This window comes from Mesorhizobium sp. B2-4-14, assembly GCF_006442155.1.
Classification (GTDB): domain Bacteria; phylum Pseudomonadota; class Alphaproteobacteria; order Rhizobiales; family Rhizobiaceae; genus Mesorhizobium.
Map to the genome: position 1 here is coordinate 92,965 of NZ_VFVA01000017.1, position 20,357 is coordinate 113,321.

Annotated in this window: 18 protein-coding genes; 10 read left to right on the top strand and 8 right to left on the bottom strand. The window is 64.0% G+C overall.

Annotated elements, in window-relative coordinates; genetic code table 11:
- Nucleotides 1-153 precede the first annotated feature (153 nt).
- Both FJ938_RS16760 and FJ938_RS16765 read left to right on the top strand, forming a co-directional pair.
- Entirely contained in the window at nt 154-2,418 is a 2,265-nt protein-coding gene (locus tag FJ938_RS16760) for a transglycosylase domain-containing protein (protein WP_140695483.1), read from the top strand.
- A gap of 164 nt (nt 2,419-2,582) precedes the next feature.
- Nucleotides 2,583-3,335, top strand: a complete 753-nt coding sequence (locus FJ938_RS16765) for an SDR family oxidoreductase (RefSeq protein ID WP_140609221.1) — start codon at nt 2,583-2,585, stop codon at nt 3,333-3,335.
- Nucleotides 3,336-3,498: 163 nt separating this feature from the next.
- Here the strand turns inward: FJ938_RS16765 and FJ938_RS16770 are convergent, their stop codons facing one another.
- Together FJ938_RS16770 and FJ938_RS16775 are read right to left on the bottom strand one after the other, a co-directional pair.
- Nucleotides 3,499-5,325 carry a cation:proton antiporter gene (locus FJ938_RS16770; RefSeq protein WP_140695485.1) on the bottom strand — a complete coding sequence of 609 codons (1,827 nt, stop codon included), beginning with the start codon at nt 5,323-5,325 and terminating at the stop codon, nt 3,499-3,501.
- Nucleotides 5,326-5,540: 215 nt separating this feature from the next.
- Nucleotides 5,541-5,990, bottom strand: coding sequence for a host attachment family protein (locus tag FJ938_RS16775; RefSeq protein WP_140609217.1), 450 nt, complete (start codon nt 5,988-5,990; stop codon nt 5,541-5,543).
- A gap of 369 nt (nt 5,991-6,359) precedes the next feature.
- On the opposite strand from FJ938_RS16775, the gene cysG reads away from it, so the two are divergent.
- The 6 genes from cysG to FJ938_RS16805 all read left to right on the top strand — a co-directional run bounded on the left by cysG (nt 6,360) and on the right by FJ938_RS16805 (nt 12,082).
- Nucleotides 6,360-7,805 (top strand): siroheme synthase CysG, encoded by a 1,446-nt coding sequence (gene cysG, locus FJ938_RS16780; RefSeq protein WP_140695487.1) that lies wholly within the window; start codon nt 6,360-6,362, stop codon nt 7,803-7,805.
- Nucleotides 7,802-8,095 (top strand): DUF2849 domain-containing protein, encoded by a 294-nt coding sequence (locus FJ938_RS16785; RefSeq protein ID WP_140695489.1) that lies wholly within the window; start codon nt 7,802-7,804, stop codon nt 8,093-8,095. Before cysG ends, FJ938_RS16785 begins: the two co-directional genes overlap by 4 nt.
- A gap of 46 nt (nt 8,096-8,141) precedes the next feature.
- Nucleotides 8,142-9,812, top strand: a complete 1,671-nt coding sequence (locus FJ938_RS16790; protein ID WP_140695492.1) for a nitrite/sulfite reductase — start codon at nt 8,142-8,144, stop codon at nt 9,810-9,812.
- Nucleotides 9,787-10,551 carry a phosphoadenylyl-sulfate reductase gene (locus FJ938_RS16795; RefSeq protein WP_140695494.1) on the top strand — a complete coding sequence of 255 codons (765 nt, stop codon included), beginning with the start codon at nt 9,787-9,789 and terminating at the stop codon, nt 10,549-10,551. Before FJ938_RS16790 ends, FJ938_RS16795 begins: the two co-directional genes overlap by 26 nt.
- Before the next feature lie 169 nt (nt 10,552-10,720).
- Nucleotides 10,721-11,254: a DUF934 domain-containing protein gene (locus FJ938_RS16800; protein ID WP_140695496.1), complete on the top strand. Its 534-nt coding sequence runs from the start codon at nt 10,721-10,723 to the stop codon at nt 11,252-11,254.
- A 207-nt stretch (nt 11,255-11,461) separates the two neighbouring features.
- A complete protein-coding gene (locus FJ938_RS16805; protein WP_140695498.1) occupies nt 11,462-12,082 on the top strand; it encodes a DJ-1/PfpI family protein in 621 nt (206 codons plus the stop codon).
- Nucleotides 12,083-12,204: 122 nt separating this feature from the next.
- On the opposite strand, the gene FJ938_RS16810 is transcribed toward FJ938_RS16805, so the two are convergent.
- A complete protein-coding gene (locus FJ938_RS16810) occupies nt 12,205-13,227 on the bottom strand; it encodes a fatty acid desaturase (protein ID WP_140695500.1) in 1,023 nt (340 codons plus the stop codon).
- Between the two features lie 93 nt (nt 13,228-13,320).
- Nucleotides 13,321-13,521, bottom strand: a complete 201-nt coding sequence (locus FJ938_RS16815) for a hypothetical protein (protein WP_140609201.1) — start codon at nt 13,519-13,521, stop codon at nt 13,321-13,323.
- Nucleotides 13,522-13,759: 238 nt separating this feature from the next.
- Between FJ938_RS16815 and grpE the strand changes: the two genes are divergently transcribed.
- Nucleotides 13,760-14,392 (top strand): nucleotide exchange factor GrpE, encoded by a 633-nt coding sequence (grpE, locus tag FJ938_RS16820; protein ID WP_140609199.1) that lies wholly within the window; start codon nt 13,760-13,762, stop codon nt 14,390-14,392.
- A 137-nt stretch (nt 14,393-14,529) separates the two neighbouring features.
- Entirely contained in the window at nt 14,530-15,162 is a 633-nt protein-coding gene (locus FJ938_RS16825; protein WP_140695537.1) for a trimeric intracellular cation channel family protein, read from the top strand.
- 63 nt (nt 15,163-15,225) lie between these two features.
- Here FJ938_RS16825 and FJ938_RS16830 read toward each other — a convergent pair whose 3' ends face one another.
- From FJ938_RS16830 to lspA, 4 genes are all read right to left on the bottom strand, one after another.
- The gene (locus FJ938_RS16830) at nt 15,226-16,101 is read right to left on the bottom strand and encodes a GNAT family N-acetyltransferase (protein ID WP_181165576.1); all 876 of its coding nucleotides are present in this window, start codon (nt 16,099-16,101) and stop codon (nt 15,226-15,228) included.
- A gap of 287 nt (nt 16,102-16,388) precedes the next feature.
- Complete coding sequence (locus FJ938_RS16835) at nt 16,389-18,683, bottom strand: PAS domain-containing hybrid sensor histidine kinase/response regulator (protein ID WP_140695503.1); 2,295 nt, start codon at nt 18,681-18,683, stop codon at nt 16,389-16,391.
- Between the two features lie 143 nt (nt 18,684-18,826).
- The gene (locus FJ938_RS16840) at nt 18,827-19,816 is read right to left on the bottom strand and encodes an MDR family oxidoreductase (protein ID WP_140695506.1); all 990 of its coding nucleotides are present in this window, start codon (nt 19,814-19,816) and stop codon (nt 18,827-18,829) included.
- 56 nt (nt 19,817-19,872) lie between these two features.
- The gene (gene lspA, locus FJ938_RS16845; RefSeq protein WP_140695509.1) at nt 19,873-20,355 is read right to left on the bottom strand and encodes a signal peptidase II; all 483 of its coding nucleotides are present in this window, start codon (nt 20,353-20,355) and stop codon (nt 19,873-19,875) included.
- Nucleotides 20,356-20,357 lie beyond the last annotated feature (2 nt).

A 20,357-nucleotide genomic window follows, 5' to 3' on the forward strand; every position in this document is an offset into this window, starting at 1 on the left:
GCCGGCGCCTGATCCGCAATCTCGGAAATGGACAGGCTGCCAAGCATTTGATTATCAATCGCTTTGAATTTTTCCGACTTAACCCGCCCTTAAATCGCCGCATCTACTCTTCAACCGAAGCGCCATAGGCATCGGGAACAGACAGCGCAGCGCATGGCGAACCGCAGAGACAGCCGCATCGAGCCCAGCTTCGAGGGACCGTCGCAGACGCGGTCCTCGGCCGGTCTTTCGGTGAGCGAGGAGGACCGCGTCGTGCCGAGCAACCGCAAAACCTCCGCAAAACGCAAATCGTCGAAAGCGAAATCGTCGCGCGGCGGACGCGGCAGAAGCCGGCGTGGCCTGTTCGGCGTGCTGGGCCGGCTGTTCTACTGGTGCTTCGTGCTCGCCATATGGGGCGGCATCGCGGTGGCCGGCGTCGTCATCTACTACGGCGCCAAGATGCCGGCGGCCACGACATGGTCGATCCCCGACCGCGCTCCCAACATCAAAATCGTCTCAGCCGATGGCCAGTTGCTCGCCAATCGCGGCATGAGCGGCGGCGAAGCCGTCGGCCTGCACGAAATGTCGCCTTATATTCCCGAGGCGGTCATCGCTATCGAGGATCGCCGTTTCTATTCGCATTTCGGTGTCGATCCGATCGGCCTGTCGCGCGCCATGGTCACCAACCTGCTTGGCGGGCATTTTTCGCAAGGCGGATCGACGCTGACGCAGCAATTGGCCAAGAACCTGTTCCTGAAGCCCAACCGTACGCTGGAACGCAAGGTGCAGGAAGTGTTGCTGGCGCTGTGGCTGGAACACAAGCACACCAAGGACCAGATACTCGAAATGTATCTCAACCGGGTCTATTTCGGTTCCGGCGCCTTTGGCGTCGAGGCGGCTTCGCGGCGCTATTTCGGCAAGAGCGCGCGCGACGTCACCCTATCGGAAGCAGCCCTGCTTGCGGGCCTCTTGAAGGCGCCGTCGCGGCTGTCGCCGGCGCGCGATCCGAAGGCCGCCGAGGAACGCTCGCAGCTCGTGCTCGCCGCCATGCGCGAGGAGGGCAAGATCAGCGACAAGGAACTGAAGACGGCGCTCAGCGCTCCGGCGACACGCTCGCCATCCTATTGGACCGGCTCGGAAAACTATGTTGCCGACACCATCATGGAAGAACTGCCCGACCTGATCGGCGACGTGCGCGGCGACATCGTCATCGACAGCACCGTCGACCTGAACCTGCAGAAGCTCGCCGAGAAGTCGATCCGTCGGCTGATCGACGACAGCGGCAAGAAGCTCAACGTCACCCAGGGCGTGCTGGTGTCGATCGACGATTCCGGCGCGGTGCGCGCCATGGTCGGCGGCTACGACTATTCGACCAGCCAGTTCGACCGCGCCTCGGAGGCGCGCCGGCAGCCGGGCTCGGCGTTCAAGCCGTTCGTCTATATGGCGGCCCTTGAGGCCGGCCGCACGCCCGACAGCGTGCGCAACGACGCGCCGATCAAGATCGGCAACTGGACGCCCGACAATTACGGCGGCAAGTACTTCGGCAAGGTCACTCTGGCGACCGCGCTGGCCAAGTCGCTGAACTCGGTTGCCGCGCAGCTGACCATGGAAGTCGGGCCGAACGCGGTGGTGGAAGCCGCGCATCGCATGGGCATCCAGTCCGACCTGCAGGCCAACACATCGATCGCGCTCGGTACCTCGGAAGTGACGCCGCTGGAGCTGACCTCGGCCTATGTGCCTTTCGCCAATGGCGGCTACAAGCCGGACATCCACTTCATTCGCCGCATCACGACCGCCGACGGCAAGGTACTCTATGACGGCGCTGGCGGCAGCGCGCCGCGTGTGGTGAAGCCTGAGATCGTCGGCATGATGAATTCGATGATGACCGGCACCGTCGAGATCGGCACCGCGAAGAAAGCGGCTTTCGCCTGGCCGTCGGCCGGCAAGACCGGCACCAGCCAGAATTCGCGCGATGCCTGGTTCGTCGGCTACACCGCCAATCTCACCACCGGTGTGTGGTTCGGCAATGATGACGGCACGGCGATGAAGAAGGTCACCGGCGGCGCGCTGCCGGCGCAGGCCTGGCACGAATTCATGGTCGCCGCGCATGAGGGTGTGCCGGTGCGGCCGCTGCCCGGCACCTGGAAATCGACACCGGCCGACAGGATCGTGCCCGACGACATACCCTCGGCTGACAACAACCAGGTGGCACCGGTTCCATCAGCGTCCGTCGGCCAGCAGGCGCCATCCGCGCCGGCGCAACCGCCAGCGCCGGCCCGCGTCGCGCGGCCGGCCCAGACCGTCGATGCCGATGGCTTCAACATGCCGGCGGATGACGGCGCCACCGCCTCTGTCGGACATCCGGTGCCGCCAGGCAGCGTCGGCGGCCCGCTCAAGAAGCGGCGGACCTCGATCCTGGATATTCTGGGCGGCGGCTGACGCGAAGGGCGTCGCGTCGAAACGGATTCATGGGACGCGCTTTTTTACGCCTGTCGTTTCCCAAGGCCGAGGTCAGTTTTGGGCGACCGTCGCCTAAGCGGCGTCAATCCGCCTCTCGCCAGCGCCGCGGCGTTCGGCTACATCTCCGGCCCGGAGACCGCGACATGGCTGAACTCGACACCAGAAAAACCATCGTGCTGACCGGCGCCAGCCGCGGCATCGGCCATGCGACGGTCAAACGCTTTTCGCGCGAGGGCTGGCGCGTCATCACCTGCTCGCGCCAGGCCTTTGCCGAGGATTGCCCATGGCCGGCTGGCCCGGAAGACCACATCAAGGTCGACCTCGCCGACCAGGAGGATGTCGGCATTGCGGTCTCGGAGATCCGTCACCGGCTGGAATCGCATGGCGGCCAGCTGCACGCGCTGGTCAACAATGCCGGGATTTCGCCGAAGCTCAAGGACGGCAACAGCCGCATGAACTCGATCGACACGCCCATGCATGTCTGGCGCGATGTGTTCCAGGTCAATTTCTTCGCGCCGATCATGCTGGCGCGCGGCCTGTTCAAGGAGTTGGCGGCGGCCAGGGGCTCGATCGTCAACGTCACCTCGATCGCCGGCACTCGTGTCCATCCCTTCGCCGGCACCGCCTATGCGACCTCGAAGGCGGCCCTCGGCTCGCTGACGCGCGAAATGGCGCATGATTTCGGCCCGCACGGCATCCGCGTCAACGCCATCGCGCCGGGCGAGATCGACACGGCGATCCTGTCGCCGGGCACGGAAAAGATCGTCGAGACCATTCCGCTGCGCCGGCTTGGCACCACTGCGGAAGTCGCCGACATCATCTTCTTCCTGTGCTCGAGCCAGGCGTCCTATGTGACCGGCTCGGAAATCCACATCAATGGCGGCCAGCACGTGTGAGCGAGCCGGTTCGTGGATATGGGCGTTCACGGAAACCAACATCGTTGGGTCGCCGCTGATTTATGAATGGACCGCAAGCCTGAGCATTCGCCAGGCATGCGAGATCCTGGATCGCATCGCTGAATTTATCGGCCCTTCAGGACATAGCTGATCGAAGCGGGCCTCACGATTGTGAAGCGATAGGCGCGGCTCCTGCGCCTTCCGCCATGGCATCGCGAACTGGCTTTTGCCCAGCATGGTTGCCCAATACCTCTTCGACAATGCCACGCGCGATCTCGCGCTCGCCCATGATCACCGTGTCGGCGCCGAGCCCCTTGAGATGGTCGACCTCGGCATCGGAATGGGCGCGGGCGACGACGTTGATGTTGGGATTGGCGGCGCGTGCCCGCAACACGATCTGGCCGGCCTCGAACGCATTGGGGATGGCGAGGATCAGCCGCCTGGCGCCTTCGGGATTGGCGGCGGCGAACACTTCGGCGTTGGCGGCATTGCCGGCCACGGTCTCGATATTGTCGGCTTTCAGCTTGGCCAGCGTCTTGTCGGCGTCCTCGATGACGAGAAAGGGCAGGGCCGCTTCCTTCAGCGCGGCGCCGACGAGACCGCCGACGCGGCCGTAGCCGATCAGGATGGCATGGCCGGTGAGCGCCGTCTTCGGTGGTGGGCCGTCTTCCTTTTGAAAAGTCGAGGCAACCGAAGCCACCTGGCCTGGTTCGGTCGCCGGACCGACCGGCTTTGTGTCCGCCGGCGCTGTCGTCCTGGCGGCACGAGCCTCCAGCCACGGCTTCATCCAGTCGATGACCAGGAACATCAGCGGATTGAGCACGACCGACAGGATCGCACCGGCCAGGATCAGGTCGCGACCCTGTTCGGGCAGAAGTTTCAACCCGACGCCGAGTTCGGCCAGGATGAAGGAGAATTCGCCGATCTGGGCAAGGCTGGCCGAAATCATCAACGCGGTCGCCAGCGGATAGCCGAAGGCGACGACGATGACGAACGCCGCCAGCGACTTGCCGATGATGATGATGGCGAGCGTGGCCAGGATCGGCAGTCCGTTGCTAATGAGGCTGAACGGATCGAACAGCATGCCGACGGAGACGAAGAACAGCACTGAAAAGGCATCGCGCAGCGGCAGCGATTCTTCCGCCGCACGGTGGCTGAGCTCGGATTCGCTCATGATCATGCCGGCGAAGAAGGCGCCCAATGCGAGCGACACACCAAACAGCTTGGCCGCGCCGAAGGCGACGCCGAGCGCAATGGCCAGCACCGAGAGACGGAACAGTTCGCGCGACCCGGTATGGGCGACATAGTGCAGGATCCAGGGAATGACCCGGCGGCCGACCACCAGCATGACTATGACGAAGGCGGCGACCTTGGCCAGCGTGATGCCAACGACGCCCCAGATGCCGTAGCTGGCCGGCAGCGACAGCAGGCCGCTCGAGTGCACATCCGCCTGCTCCTGGCCACCCAGTACACCGGCAAGGGCCGGCAGCAGCACCAGCGCCAGCACCATGGCCAGATCCTCGACGATCAGCCAGCCGACGGCGATGCGGCCGCGCTCGGTCTCGATCAGGCGGCGCTCCTGCAAGGCACGCAGCAGCACCACGGTGGAGGCCACCGACAGCGCCAGGCCGAACACCACACCCGCGCCCATCGACCAGCCGAGCATCCAGGCAAGCCCGATGCCGAGCAGCGTGGCAAAGCCGATCTGAACGATCGCGCCCGGCACGGCGATGGCGCAGACCGACAAAAGATCCTTCAGCGAGAAGTGCAGGCCGACGCCGAACATCAGCAGGATGACGCCGATTTCGGCCAGTTCGTTGGCAAGACTGGCATCGGCGACGAAGCCGGGCGTGTTCGGCCCGACCAGCACACCGGCTACGAGATAGCCGACCAGCGGCGGAATGCGGAAACGGTTGGCGAGAGCGCCGAAGATGAAAGCGAGCCCCAGACCGGCGACGATGGTGGCGATAAGGGGCGTGTCATGCGGCATTGTGTTTTGCGCGCCTTTCAAGCTGGCGATGTCGGATATGCGCCGCCCGGAGCCGCCGCCTCATGCGCAATATGGTGGAAGGGGCGACGGTGACGCAACCCGCAAGGCGCGAAAAACGGCGGTGGGGCGACAAATACTCGAGCGGGCCGAAAGGCTGCCGGTCCGGTCGAATGCCAGCGCGGTGCGCGCCTCCCCGGTCGACGGACCGTCCGCGGTCAGACTGCTTGCAACAGAGCCTCGATCTCAGGGATAGCGTGGTTGGTCATCGTCTTTGGAATTTCCCCCGCGACCTTGTCCTCGACTTCCTTGTGCAGCTTCTTGCGCATGGCGCCGAGCACTATCGGCGGAGCGACGAGAACGATGCTGTCGAAGGCGCCGCCATGGGCGAGCTTGTAAAGCCGGCCGGCGATCTCGTCGGCGAAGCGTTCCTTGCCTATGCGGTGCCAGTCGGTATCCTCGACCGCGCTGCGGTGCACGGAGGGGCCGTCATTGTATCGGCCGGGGCTGTCGGTCCCTTGCTCGCGCGTGGGCGGGTTTTCCTGCTCCACCACCTGTATGACTTCAAGGTTGGGATACTTGCTGTCGCCGACGTTCTTGAGGAAGAGCGCCTTTTCGCCGTCGGCCACCAAAACCCAGATACCGTGCTTCAACCTGATCGTATTCATGATAGCGCTCCTTCTTGAGTATGAGACTATTCGGAACGCGTTCCAGCCCGGCAACGTTCCAACCCAAGGTGAACCGAAAGCCGTGGCGGCGGACCCCAAGGATCGGCGGACATCTTTAATCTACAAAAATAGTATAAATTGAAAAAAACTGTTTTGCGAGGCAGGACGCCGACGGCTAAAATCCGCTAAAATGAAGGCTCGAACCGGCTACTTGACGCCGCCCACGCCCACCGTGCGGAATATTTTTCTCCTGCCTCTCGCCGTTGCGGAAAAGCGATTGCCTGCCATCACCGGATGCGCGAGTGCTTTGCTTCTGGTTTTTCGCGCCCGGGCGTAAAACCGCGACACTGTTCCTGGATTGCGTTTCACATGCCGCAGGTCGATGCCAAGCTCAACGCCTTTCCCGTCTTCGTGCGGGTCGAGGGTGAAGCCGTGGCCGTTGTCGGCGGCGGTGATCAGGCGCTGGCCAAGGCGCGGCTGATCGGACAGTCGAGCGCGGTCCTGCGCATCATCGCCCAAAATGCCGAACCGGATCTGCTTGCCTTCATCGCCCAGTCCGGTGCCAGCCATATCGCGGCGGCCTACGATGCCTCACAACTTGACGGTGCGGTCCTGGTGTTTGCCGCCAGCGGCGATGGGGAGCTTGACCGCCGCGTCGCAGCGGACGCGCGCCGGCTGGGTATTCCGGTCAATGCCGTCGACCGGCCGGAACTCTGCGATTTCTTCACCCCTGCGCTGGTCAATCGCGCGCCGGTCGCCATCGCCATCGGCACCGAAGGGGCAGGCCCGGTGCTTGCCCAGATGCTGCGCAGCCGCATCGACCGCATGCTGTCGCCGTCGTTCGGCGGGCTGGCGGCGCTCGCTGCTTCGTTCCGCGCCGCCGCCGAGAGACTGCCCAAAGGCAATATTCGTCGCCGGTTCTGGAGCGACTTCTTCGGCGGTGCGCCGGCGCGTGCCATAGAGGCTGGCGAGCTTTCGCGAGCGTATGAGGCGGCGACTGATCTGCTCCTGTCGAACGCGCCGGCATCAGGTCACATCGCGCTGGTTGGCGCCGGCCCGGGCGCCGAGGATCTGCTGACGCTGCGGACGCATCGCCTGCTGATGGAGGCCGATGTCATCGTCCATGACGCGCTGGTGCCGGAGGCGGTTATCGCCATGGGGCGACGTGATGCCGAGCGCCTGGCGGTCGGAAAACGCAAGGGCTGCCATACCAAGAGCCAGGCCGAAATCAATGCGCTGCTGGTGGAACTTGGCCGCCAGGGCAAGCGGGTGGTGCGGCTGAAGTCGGGCGATCCGCTGGTGTTCGGCCGCGCCGGCGAGGAGATGGCGGCACTGCGTGACGCCGGCATCGCCTATGAGGTGGTTCCGGGTGTCACCGCGGCCTTTGCCGCCGCCGCCGATTTCGAGCTGCCGCTCACCTTGCGCGGTGTCTCCTCGTCGATGGTTTTCACCACAGGCCACGATCTGAAGGGCAATTCGCTGCCGGACTGGGCCAGGCTCGCCATTTCCGGCGCCACGGTCGCCGTCTATATGGGCCGCTCGGTCGCCGCCGAGGTTGCCGGCCGGCTGATCGAAGCCGGTCTTTCGCCGGATACGGCGGTCGCCGTGGTCGAGAATGCCAGCCTTGCCAACCGCCGCCGTTTCCATGGCACGCTGGCCGATCTGCCGTCGCTGGAAGCACGGGCCGATCTTTCCGGCCCGGTCATGACCATTATCGGCGACGCTGTCGCTGGGGCCAATTTCGAGCGATCCGAGCCGCTCGCGGCACACAGGGTTGCAGGTGCGTCTGTCGCTGCCGAAGGAGTTCAGCCATGAAGATATTGACTGCCAATCGCCTCGGCGACGGCATTGCCGTCTGGTACGCCGATGGCGGCTGGGCCGAGACGGTGGATCAGGCGGACCTTGCCGACGATAAGGTGGCCGAGGATCGCCTGGAGGCGATCGGCGCCAAGGCGTTTGCCGCCAACGAGGTGGTCGACGTCAACTTGATCGACGCGGAAGTCGTCGACGGCGTGGTCGAGCCGGTGCGGCTGCGTGAGAAGATCCGCGCCTCGGGCCCGACGATCCGTGGCGACCTCGGCAAGCAGGCCGAGCGGACAGCCTAGCCAGAATACCAAGTGAAACGGGCGGACGCGCCCTGAAAGACGAAGCATGTACCGTTACGATGAGTTCGACCACGATTTTGTCCAGGCCCGCGTCGCCGAGTTCAGCGATCAGGTCCAGCGCCGGCTGTCCGGCGAGATCACCGAGGACCAGTTCCGGCCGCTGCGGCTGATGAACGGCGTCTATCTGCAACTGCACGCCTATATGCTGCGCATCGCGGTGCCCTATGGCACGCTGAACGGCAAGCAGTTGCGCATGCTCGGCCACATCGCCCGCAAATACGACAAGGGCTACGGCCATTTCACCACGCGTCAGAACATCCAGTTCAACTGGCCGGCCCTGTCGGACATTCCGGCGATCCTGGGTGATCTGGCAAGCGTGGAGATGCACGCCATCCAGACCAGCGGCAATTGCATTCGCAACGTTACCGCCGACCATTTTGCCGGGGCTGCCGCCGACGAGGCCGCCGATCCGCGCCCCTATGCGGAGATCCTGCGGCAATGGTCGTCGGTGCATCCGGAATTCTCGTTCCTGCCCAGGAAATTCAAGATCGCGGTGACCGGTGCCGAGCGCGACCGCGCCGCCATCCAGACGCACGACATCGGCCTCCATTTGAAGAAGAATGCCGCCGGCGAACTCGGCTTTGCCGTCTATATCGGCGGTGGCCAGGGCCGCACGCCGATGGTGGCGCGAAAAATCCGTGACTTCCTGCCGGAAGCTGACCTTCTGTCCTACTGCACGGCGATCCTGCGCGTTTACAACCTCTACGGCCGCCGCGACAACAAGTACAAGGCGCGCATCAAGATTCTCGTCCATGAGACCGGCGTTGAGGAAATCACCCGGCAAGTCGAGGCCGAGTGGCAGGAGTTGAAGGACGCCGACCTTAAACTGCCGGATGCCGACATCCGCGCCATTGAGGCCTATTTCGCGCCGCCGGCACTGACCGGGCGGCCGGATGGCGACGAGGCCGTGAAGCTGGCCCGCCTCGATTCCAGGGGCTTCTCGGAGTGGCTCGACCAGAATGTGGTGACGCACCGCCATCCCGACTACGCGGCGGTGACGATTTCGCTGAAGGGCATCGGCGACGTGCCGGGCGACGCCTCGGACAGCCAGATGGAGGCGGTGGCCGACATCGCCGAAAAATACGCCTTCGACGAGCTGCGCGTCAGCCATGAGCAGAATCTGATCCTGCCGCATGTGGCGCGCGCCGACCTCAAGGCGGTCTATGACGCCCTGGTCGCCATCGGCTTGGCGACAGCCAATTCCAACCTGATCTCGGACATCATCTCGTGCCCGGGCCTCGACTATTGCGCGCTGGCGACGGCGCGCTCGATCCCGATCGCCCAGGAAATCTCGCGCCGCTTCGCCTCGCTGGAGCGGCAGCGTGAGATCGGCGAACTGAAGCTGAAGATCTCAGGCTGCATCAATGCCTGCGGCCATCACCATGTCGGCCATATCGGCATCCTCGGCGTGGAGAAGAAGGGCTCCGAGCTCTATCAGGTGACGCTTGGCGGCTCCGCCGACGAGAACACGTCGGTCGGCGAGATCATCGGCCGCGGCTTCTCGTCCGATGAGATCACCGATGCCATCGAGACGATCGTCGACACCTATCTCGGCCTTCGGCTCGACCCACAGGAAAAATTCATCGACGCCTACCGCCGTGTCGGTCCCGCGCCGTTCAAGGAGGCGCTCTATGCTGGCGAAGCCAAGGCCGCTTGACCGTATAGTCGATGTCGATGACGGCGTCGCCGCCAAGGCGGCGGGGCTCGACGCGCTCTTCGGCCATCTGAAGCCGCTCGAGATCATCGAACGCACGGCCGGCGAACTGTTCCGCGACGAAATCGCGGCCGTGTCGTCTTTCGGCGCTGATTCCGCCGTGCTGCTGCACATGATCGCCGAGATCGACCGGTCGCTGCCGGTCATCTTCCTCGACACCGGCAAGCATTTCGAGGAGACACTCGGCTACCGCGACGCGCTGGTCGCCGATTTCGGGCTGACCAACATCCAGGTCATCAAGCCGGAGGAGGCAGCACTCGAGCGGATCGACTCGACGGGCAATCTCCACCAGAGCGACACCGATGCCTGCTGCAATGTGCGCAAGATCGAGCCGCTGGCGCGTGGGGTCGCACCCTTCCGCGCCTGGTTGACCGGGCGCAAGCGTTTCCAGGCCTCGACACGGGCAGCACTTCCGGTGTTCGAGGCCGTCGGCCCGCGCATCCGCATCAATCCGCTGGCGCATTGGACGACATCGGATCAGGCGGACTATATGCGCGCGCATGTGCTGCGCGAAAATCCGCTCGTCGCCTATGGCTATCTGTCGATCGGCTGCTTCCCGTGCACGCAGCCGGTGCAGCCGGGCGAGGACGCGCGCAGCGGCCGCTGGGCAGGTCATGCCAAGACCGAGTGCGGCATTCACCTGTCGGGGCTGGAGAAGTCGCTGACCGACGCATCACTATAGGGTATGTTGCCATTCAGGTGATGCCGGCCTGCAACCGGCGGCTTCCTGCGCTTCCGGTGCTCACGTACTTCAAGTACGCTCCGCTCCGGTTCTCGGAAGCAGCCGTTTTCGACGTGGCCTGACCTGAATTTCAACACACCCTTGAGCTCTTCGAATTTTGGGAATTTTGATGACTGGACCGACGACACCGGAGACCCGGCTTTGGACACCGGAGGGTTTTCGCGAGGATGAGTGGGCCCATGCCGAAAACGCGGACGCGCTTTCCGGCAATGGCCGCTTCATCCTGCCGCTGCAGCCGTTCCTCGATCTTGATCCGGAGGTGCGCCTTTCCGCCAGGGAGCGGCTCGGCGTCCTGCTGCAGCCCGGCGACCAGCTCGAGAAGATCGCCGACTTGCTCGACCAACTGTCGCTGGTGGCGCTCGCTTTCCCGGCTTTCAGCGACGGTCGCTCCTTCTCCAAGGGCGAATTGCTGCGCAGCCGCCACCATTTCGAAGGCGCGGTGCGCGCGACCGGGCAGGTTCTTGTCGACCAGTTGCCGCATATGCTGCGGCTTGGCTTCGACGAATTCGAGATCTCGAACCCTGTGCTGTTGAAGCGCCTGGAAGAGGGCCGCACAGGCGGGTTGGGACTCTATTACCAGCCAGCCGCGGTGCCGGAGCCGAAGGGCCCGAAATATTCCTGGCGGCGCCTTCGCAATAGCTGATGCAGCAGTAATTCCGCGACCGCCTGGCCTCGGGTCTGAGTGCCCATATTCGTTTTTACGAACCGATCTTGTGGCGCCGTCGCCCATCGACGAAGAAACTGGTCGTACCAATTGTACGATTTGCGCTTCCCCTTTCATCATCCTGCCCTTAGGATAGGCTCTTTATTTCGTGACCCGAAATAAATGGCCGCAAGGGAGGAACCGGGAATGGCTGGCAAGAAGATACTGATGCTCGTTGGCGAGTTCAGCGAGGAATATGAGATTTTCGTTTTCGAACAGGCCATGCATGCCGTCGGACACACCGTCCACGTCGTGTGCCCGGACAAGAAGGCGGGCGATGTCCTGAAGACTTCGCTGCACGACTTTGAAGGCCACCAGACCTATACGGAAAAGCTCGGCCACGACTATATCCTCAACAAGACGTTTGCCGAGGTGGATCCGGCCAAATACGACGCCGTCTACGCGGCGGGCGGGCGCGGACCGGAATACATCCGCATCGACAAGCGGGTGCAGGCGCTGGTGCGGCATTTCCACGAGGCCGGCAAGCCGATCTTCACCATCTGCCATGGCGTGCAGATCCTGATCGCGGTCGATGGCGTGGTAAGGGGCAGGGAAGTGGCGGCGCTCCACTATTGCGAACCGGAAGTGACGCTGGCCGGCGGCATCTACATCGATGTCGCGCCGACCGGCGCCCATGTCGACGGCAATCTGGTGTCGGCCAAGGGGTGGCCCGGCCTGTCCAACTTCATCCGCGAATGCCTGAAGGTGCTGGGCACGGAAATCCGCCACGGCGAGATGCTGATGCGCGACGAGCGCCAGGCGGCCTGAGGTTAAGATCCAGGTGTCGTTCGCTGTTGCTTTCAAATTACTTTGAAAGCCCGGCGCTGCCCCTCATCCGCCTGCCGGCACCTTCTCCCGTATCCCGTATAGTGACGGGGAGAAGGCAGACGCTATACCGCCGCCCGTGCCTCACGGAACGACACCAGCTTGCGGCGGTTTTCGTCCCACAATGCCAGTTTGACGCAGCGCAGGCTCTCGAGCAGCGTGACGCGACCGATGCCGCGCAACTCCGGATAATCGCGCAGCACTTCCTGCAGACGGTAGCCCGGCACCTTGGCGGAGAGGTGGTGTACGTGGTGGACGCCGATATTGCCGGTGAACCAGTTCAGCACCGGCGGCAGGTCGTAATAGGACGAGCCGTGCAAGGCGGCGCGCTGGAATTCCCATTCGTCATCCTTTGCCCATTCCGTCTCCTCGAACTGGTGCTGGACATAGAACAGCCAGATGCCGGCCGAACCGGCGAGAATGACGATCGGCAGATGGACAACCAGGAACGCACCGGGGCCGACGGCCCAGATAAGCAAGGCCGCCGCAAGCGCGATGGCGAGATTAGTGGTCATTGACGACACCCAGGGCGTCAGCCCGACACGCATCATGCCGACAGGCAGCCTTTGCGAGAAGATGAACAGCCAGATCGGCCCGAGACCGAACATCACCAGCGGATGGCGGTAAAGCCGATAGGCCAGGCGGCCACGCCAGGACATCCGCCGGTATTCGGCAACGGTCAGGGTCCGGATGTCGCCCATGCCGCGCTCGTCGAGATTGCCGGCGCCGGCATGGTGTGTCGCGTGGGCACGGCGCCAGCAGTCGTAGGGTGTCAAGGTCAGGACGCCGAGCGCGCGGCCGATCCAGTCGTCGGCAACACGATTGGCGAAGAAGGAACCATGGCCGCAATCATGCTGGATCATGAAGATGCGCACCAGGAACCCAGCCGCCGGAAGGATCAGGACCAGCCCCCACCAATGGCCATAGGCATAGGCGGCCGAAGAGAGCGCCCAGAGCGTGGCAAACGGGATAAGGGTGATGGCGAGCTCGATGGCGCTGCGCCGCCGGTCCGGCTTCTTGTAGCGCGCCAGAATCTTCAGCCAGGCGCGCTTGCTGTTAGCGGCCGCGTCGGGGGAAATCATGTTCATCACGAACCATAGGCGGGGCGTGCCGCCGCCGCAAGGCGACTATCACGCGAAATTACCGCGCATAATTGTCGCGTAAGAATCCTGGCGAGAGCCTTAGTGGCGTCGCCAGCTTACGTCCCCATCCTCCAATCGGTCGAGGCGGTCGAGCAATTGCCTGAAGCGGTCGGGAATGTCGGCCTCGGTGCGGAAAGCCGGCAAGGTGCGCAAAAAACGGGTCATCGCCTCGGCACCGAGCTGGCGCCGGACCTCCGTGGCGAGTCGTTCTCCCTTTTCAGCCTTGTTGCGGGTCATCATTTCAAAATCCTATGTCGGTTCCGAAACTCCTCCAGCAAGGGAATGGTTCCCGCATCACGCCCTTGTGGCAAGCAAAGCCAGCAAGTACGGTAAAATTTGAATTAATATCGAAGTATCACCGCCGGTCACGACTCAATGCCGGCCAAAGGCCCAGGGGGCGCTTACCCCTTGATTTTTGGCCGCCGAACCTCGATATCGGGCACAAAATCCAGACCATTCGAGATAACGGGAAACGGCGATGAGCGACCAGGCAAAAGACGAACGCGTGCCCAGTGAAGCGGAGGCGGCCGAGGCCAATGCCGAGCGCACGGAAGGCAGCATCGATGGCGACTATGAAGCGCTTGTGCGGCTGCTGAAGGAAAATGAAGAGCTGAAGGACCGCGCTTTGCGTGTCGCGGCCGAGATGGAGAACCTGCGCCGCCGCACCGCGCGCGACGTGCACGACGCGCGCACCTATGCGGTTGCGAATTTCGCGCGCGACATGCTGTCGGTGTCGGACAATCTGCGCCGCGCGCTCGACGCCATTCCCGCCGAGGCCAAGGCATCTGGTGATGCCGGTTTCAAGGCACTGATCGAAGGCGTCGACCTGACCGAACGCGCCATGCTGTCGGCGCTGGAACGGCATGGGGTCAAGAAACTCGCTCCGGAGGGCGAGAAGTTCGATCCCAATTTCCACCAGGCGATGTTCGAAGTGCCCAATCCCGATGTGCCGGCCAATACGGTGGTCCAGGTCGTGCAGCCAGGCTATTCGATCGGGGAGCGCGTGCTGCGCCCGGCCATGGTCGGCGTCGCCAAGGGCGGACCCAAGATCGCCGCCGAGGCACCCGTCGAGCCGGGGCCGGTCAATGAGCAGGCCGAGAAGGACGCGTAGTAAGGGAATAGGGAATAGGCAGTAGGCAGTAGGCAGTAGGCAGTAGGCAGTACGGAACTAAGGAGACGTATCAATCGCACGGCTTCGTGCTATTCATACGCCAATCCCTAATCCCCACCGCCTACTGCCTCATGTCTTTGAATCCCATCGCCCTTCTCGATTATGCCGGCGTTGCCGTTTTTGCGGCGACCGGGGCGTTGGCCGCGTCTCGCAAACAGCTCGACATTATCGGGTTCTTGTTTCTGGCCAGCATCACCGGGATCGGAGGCGGCACCTTTCGCGACCTCATCCTCAATGTGCCTGTCTTCTGGGTGGTGAACCGCGACTATGTGCTGATTTGCGCTATCGTGGCGGTCCTGGTCTTCTTCACCGCGCATCGGGTCGAGTCCCGTTACAAACTGCTGCTGTGGCTCGACGCAATCGGGCTTGCAGCCTTTTCGGTGATGGGCGCGGCGAAGGGGCTGGCAATCACCGGTTCGCCGGTGGTTTCGATCATCACCGGCATGCTGACCGCGACCTTCGGCGGCATATTGCGCGATCTCCTGGCAGGGGAACCTTCGGTGCTGCTGAGGCCGGAGATCTATGTCACGGCCGCTCTGGCGGGCGCCGCCATCTTCACCCTGGGCGATGTCGCCGGATTGCCGCAGATTGTCTCCGGTTTGGCCGGCTTCGCCGTGGCGTTCGCCGTGCGTGGTGGTGCGCTGCGCTTCGGCTGGGCGTTTGCGCCCTACAAGAGCCGGCCCGGCCGGCGGCCCGAAGACATTCCGTAAGGAAGACATTCCGTAAGGGTGACTAGGGATTGGTCAGTCAGTGCTAGTTATCACTGCTGCTCACTAGGCCGCGAAGCGCTGCGCTTCTCCGCCATAATAGTTGACGTAGCGGGCACCGATCTCCTTGACCGGCATCACCACGAAGACGTCGACCGTCGAGAATTCGCGATCGATGACGCAGCCGTCGCCGATGCGGGCGCCGACCCGCAGATAACCCTTGACCAAGGGCGGCATCGCCGCGATTGCCGCCTTGGCGTTGACCGCCTCGATCGGCATAAGGTCCATGGAGCAATAGCGCCCGGATACGGCGCGCACATCCCAGGCCGAGTTGGTCCGGCAGTGATGGGCAAGATAGGTGAGCGCCTCGGCATGCGCGGCCGGCACGGTGCCGTGGAAGGAAGCGCAGCCGGTCATCACGCCGATCTCGTAGTGATTGATGTAGGCCCAGATGCCCTGCCACAGCGCCTCGATGGTGCGCTTCGACCGGTACTCGGGCAAAACACAGGAACGGCCGAGTTCGAGAAAACGCTGGCCGGGATGACGGGCGATGAGCTTGGTCAGCTCGAATTCGCCTTCGGAATAGAAGCCTCCGGCAGCGGCCGCGATCTCTTGCCGCAGCAGGCGGTAGGTGCCGACGATGCGGCGGTGCTCGGGACCGGAAATCGAATTGTCGAAGACAAGCAAATGATCGCAGAGCGGATCGAACCGGTCGGCGTCACGCCGATCCTGCGCCTGGAACAGATCCTTCCTGGCGCCAAGCTCGTCGTAGAAAACACGGTAGCGCACTTCCTGCGCGGCCGCGATCTCGGCCTCGTTGCGGGCAAGCCGCACTTCGAGGTTGCCGATACGGCCGAGCGCTGCGCCCTTCATGACGGAATCGACGTTACGCCCGGCGAGCAAGGCGCTGCTGGCGTTCGGCCGAGTGTCACATTCCGGCATAACTGTATGCACGAGTGATTCTCCTTCGAGCCATCCCTCTTGGCACGGGGATACGGTGTAGGTGCAACAGGATTGTGACAGTACCGTGATACGCCGTCGCGGGCAATACTTCGTCGGCTGGCGAAAACGGTCAACCGGCTATGTTCGGTGAGCAGAGTCGAGGCGCCCCGCGTCCGCACGGATCGAGGCGACGCGCCTCAAGCCATTGTTTTCATGGATGTCATCCTCACGGAACCAGGGCCGCTTTAAGGCGACATGCATTCGCGGCGCGGCCGGAAAAAAACAGCTCAGGCGGCCACCTGGCTCTCGACAGCGGTGACCAGGGCGTCCGGGTCCAGCGGCTTGGTCACGAAGCCGCTGGCGCCATGGGCGAGCACGGCATGGCGGGTCTTTTCCTGGCTGTCGGCTGACAGCACCATGATCGGCACGGGCGCCACGGCCGTTTCCTCCTCATGGCGGCGTATGGCCGCAATTGCGTCCAACCCGTCCATGATCGGCATATGCAGGTCCATCAGCACCACGTCGAAGCGGTGCTTATGTCCGGCGCTGGTGATGGCCTCGACGGCGGCCTTGCCGTTGCCGACCACCTTGACGCGATGCCCGGCCTTCAACAACGTGGCGCGCGCCAGCATGGCATTGATGTCGTTGTCTTCGGCGATCAGCACGGAAAGGCCCTGCTGGCGCTCGCCGGCGGCGCGAAGCGCCGGGATGCGGCGCATTTCCGGATGGGGCTGGGCCAGGGCCGACGCATGGTTGCTCAAAAGCACACGCAAAAGTGTTCCTCCGCGCACCGGCCGGGCCAGGAAGGTCGCGTAGCCGCTGGCGCGGAATTCGCCAAGGATGCCGCGGTCGGTCGGCGCGATCAGCGTGACGGCTTCGCAATCGGAAAGGCCGCTTTGGCGCAACCGCTTGAGCAGCCGTCCGTCGCTCTCTTCCATGGCCGCGTCGACCAGAAGCACATCGCAGGCATCGGCAAAGGACGCGGCCTGCGCCACGGTGGTGGCGATCCCGGCGGTACCGCCATTGGCGCGGATGGTGCGGGCGATGGCGTCGGCTTCGACGGTGTTCTTCGACAGGATCACCGCGCGCCTGCCGGCAAGGGCATTCAGCCGGCCCTGTGGCGCCTCGGTGGCTGCTATGGCCGGGATTTCGAAGACGAATTCCGATCCCTGGCCAAGCCGGCTGGAGACCGAGATCGTGCCGCCCATGGCAGCCACCAGGCGCTTGGAGATGGCAAGTCCAAGACCGGCCCCGCCATGTGCGCGCGTCGACGTGCCGTCGGCCTGCTCGAATTCCTCGAAGATGCGCTCCATGTCCTCGTCGCGCAGGCCGGGACCGGTGTCGGCGATGGTGAAGCAGATGCGGTCGCTGGTCTCGGTGCGGGCACGCGCCACGCTGACCAGCACGCCGCCGCTGTCGGTGAACTTGATGGCGTTGCCGATGAGGTTGAGCAGCACCTGCCTGACCCGGCCCGGATCGGCGGTGATCATTTGCGGTACGTCCGGCTCGACGTGACAACCGAGGCCGATATCCTTGGCGAAGGCGCGCGCCGCCAGCAGTTCGATGATGTTCTCGGCGATCTCGCGCACCGACATGGGCTGCGGTTCCGGATCGAAGCGTCCGGCCTCGATCTTGGAATAGTCGAGCAGGTCCTCGATCAGGGCGAGCAGGGCGCTGGCGGAGGTCGAGATGGCGCCGACATAGGTCTGCTGCTCCGCCGACAGGCTGGTGTCGGCCAAGAGCCTCGCCATGCCCATGATGCCGTTCATCGGCGTGCGGATTTCATGGCTGACGGTGGCGAGGAAGCGCGATTTGGCCTGGCTGGCATATTCGGCTCGCTCGCGCGCTGTAATCAGCGAGGATTCGGCGCGCTTGCGGGCGGTGATGTCGCGGGCGATGGCGCGATGCGAAACCGCGCCGCTGTCCTTCTCGCGCACCGACAGCTCGATCCACGAGAACCAGCGCGGGCCGCTCGGCGTGCGGATGGCGACGTCGGTGGAGCTCAGGCACTCGTGATCGGAAAAGGCGGCATCGGGAACGATGCCGACTTCGATGCCGAGTTCGGCCAACGTCTTTCCGGCAAGGTCGCGCTGATCGGTACCGACCAGATCGGCGAACACCTTGTTGGCATAGACGATGTAACCGTCGCGATCGCGGTGGATGACGAGGTCGCCAAGCGCGTCGATGAGACCGCGAAAGCGCTCCTCGCTTTCCTGCATCTCCCACATGCGGTCGGCCAGCGTCTCGATCTCGGCGCGGCTGCGGGCAGTGGTCTCGTCAAACAGCACCGCGGTACGATGGACGCGACGTCTGGCGTGTAGATGCATGGCAAGGCCAGCGAGTCCGGTCGCCAGCAGCGCGAGGCTGATGAAGATCGGCGCGCCGGTCAGATGCGACAGGCCCGCCAGCGCCAGGATGACAACGAAGGTCAGGAGCGGCAGGCCTTGCTGCCTGGCCGATTGCTGTTCGGGTACCAGCGGTGGCGCGGCGACAAACCGCCGTGCCGCCATCGGCGCCGGCGCGGATACCGCATCGGCGTCGTCGCCAGTGTCCGCCCGTTGGCTGCCGGATTCCGCGATCATGCGAAATCCTTGCCAGACAGAGATTATGGAAAATTGCGGCGGATCGTTCGAATTTTAGCAGATAGGGCGTTTTTGTTCCCGCAGCGACGGGTTCTCCACCGGATTCGGCAATTCCGTCCGCCGCCAGCGATCGGCGAGGCCGGTCACATGTCGACGACGACGCGTCCGCGGATCTTGCCGTCGACGATATCGCGTGCCGCATCGATAATGCCATCGAAGCCGATGGCCGTGGACAGGTTGGCAAGCTTCTTCAAGTCGAGATCGGTGCCGATGCGACGCCAGGCCTCGAGGCGCACGGTCTTCGGCGCCATCACCGAATCGATGCCGAGCAGCGAGACGCCGCGCAGGATGAAGGGGGCGACACTTGCCGGCAGGTCCATGCCGCCGGCCAGGCCGCAGGCAGCGATGGCACCGCCATAGGAGGTCATCGAGAGAACGTTGGCCAGCGTGTGGCTGCCGACCGAATCGACGCCGCCGGCCCAGCGCTCCTTGGCCAGCGGTTTGGCGGGCTGGTTGAGCTCGTCGCGCGATATCACCTCGGCGGCGCCGAGGTTGATCAGATAGGGGCTTTCGGCATTGCGGCCCGTGGACGCAACGACATGGTAGCCGAGGCTGGACAGGATCGAGATCGCGACCGAACCGACGCCGCCGGCCGCGCCCGTCACCACCACGGGGCCGCGATCGGGCAGGATGCCGTGCCGTTCCAGCGCCATGACAGAAAGCATGGCGGTGTAGCCAGCGGTGCCGACCGCCATCGCATCGTGCGGGCTCATGCCTTTCGGCAGCGGCACCAGCCAGTCACCGTTGACACGGGCGCGCCCCGCATAGGCGCCGAAATGGGTCTCGCCGACGCCCCAGCCGTTCAGGATGACCTTGTCTCCCTTGCGCCAGTCGGGATTGGAAGAGGAGATGACGGTGCCGGCGAAGTCGATGCCCGGCACCAGCGGCCAGCGGCGGACCACCGGCGCCTTGCCGGTAATGGCCAGTCCATCCTTGTAGTTCACCGTCGTCGCCTCGACCGCGACGGTGACGTCGCCCTCCATCAGGTCGGCATCGGTGAGGTCCGTCACGGCTACCGACTGCTTTTTGTCGGCGTCGCGCGAAACGAGGATGGCTTTGAAGGTTTCGGACATCTTTTTCTCCGCGAGCTTGCTTGTCGGGGTGACTGTGCGGCGATGGCCGCGTCGGGTCAATCGTTCGAAGGCGTGGGCTCGCGCCGCCAGCCGATGAGTTCGTCGAAGACGACGAGTGCCGCGCCCACCGAAATGAGGGCGTCGGCGAGGTTGAAGACGGCAAAGGACCAAACCGGCGTGTGAAACAGGATGTAATCGATGACGTGGCCGTAAACGGCGCGGTCGATCAAATTGCCCAGCGCACCGCCGATGATCAGTGCAAAGCCGGTGCGGGCGACGACATGACCTGACGGCGTACGGGTGGCGAGATAAAGTACGAAGGCGACGACCAGCACGGCGATGACCACCAGGCCAGTGTCGCCGAAGGAGGAGAACATCGAGAAGGCGATGCCGGTGTTGTAGGTGCGAAACAGCGCCAGGAACGGGAACAGATCGAGCTTTTCCTGGAAGGGCAGCCCGGCTTCGACCAGATGTTTTATCCATTGGTCGAGCGCGATGGCCACGACGACGAGCAGGGCGTAGGGGGACCACGATTTCAAGG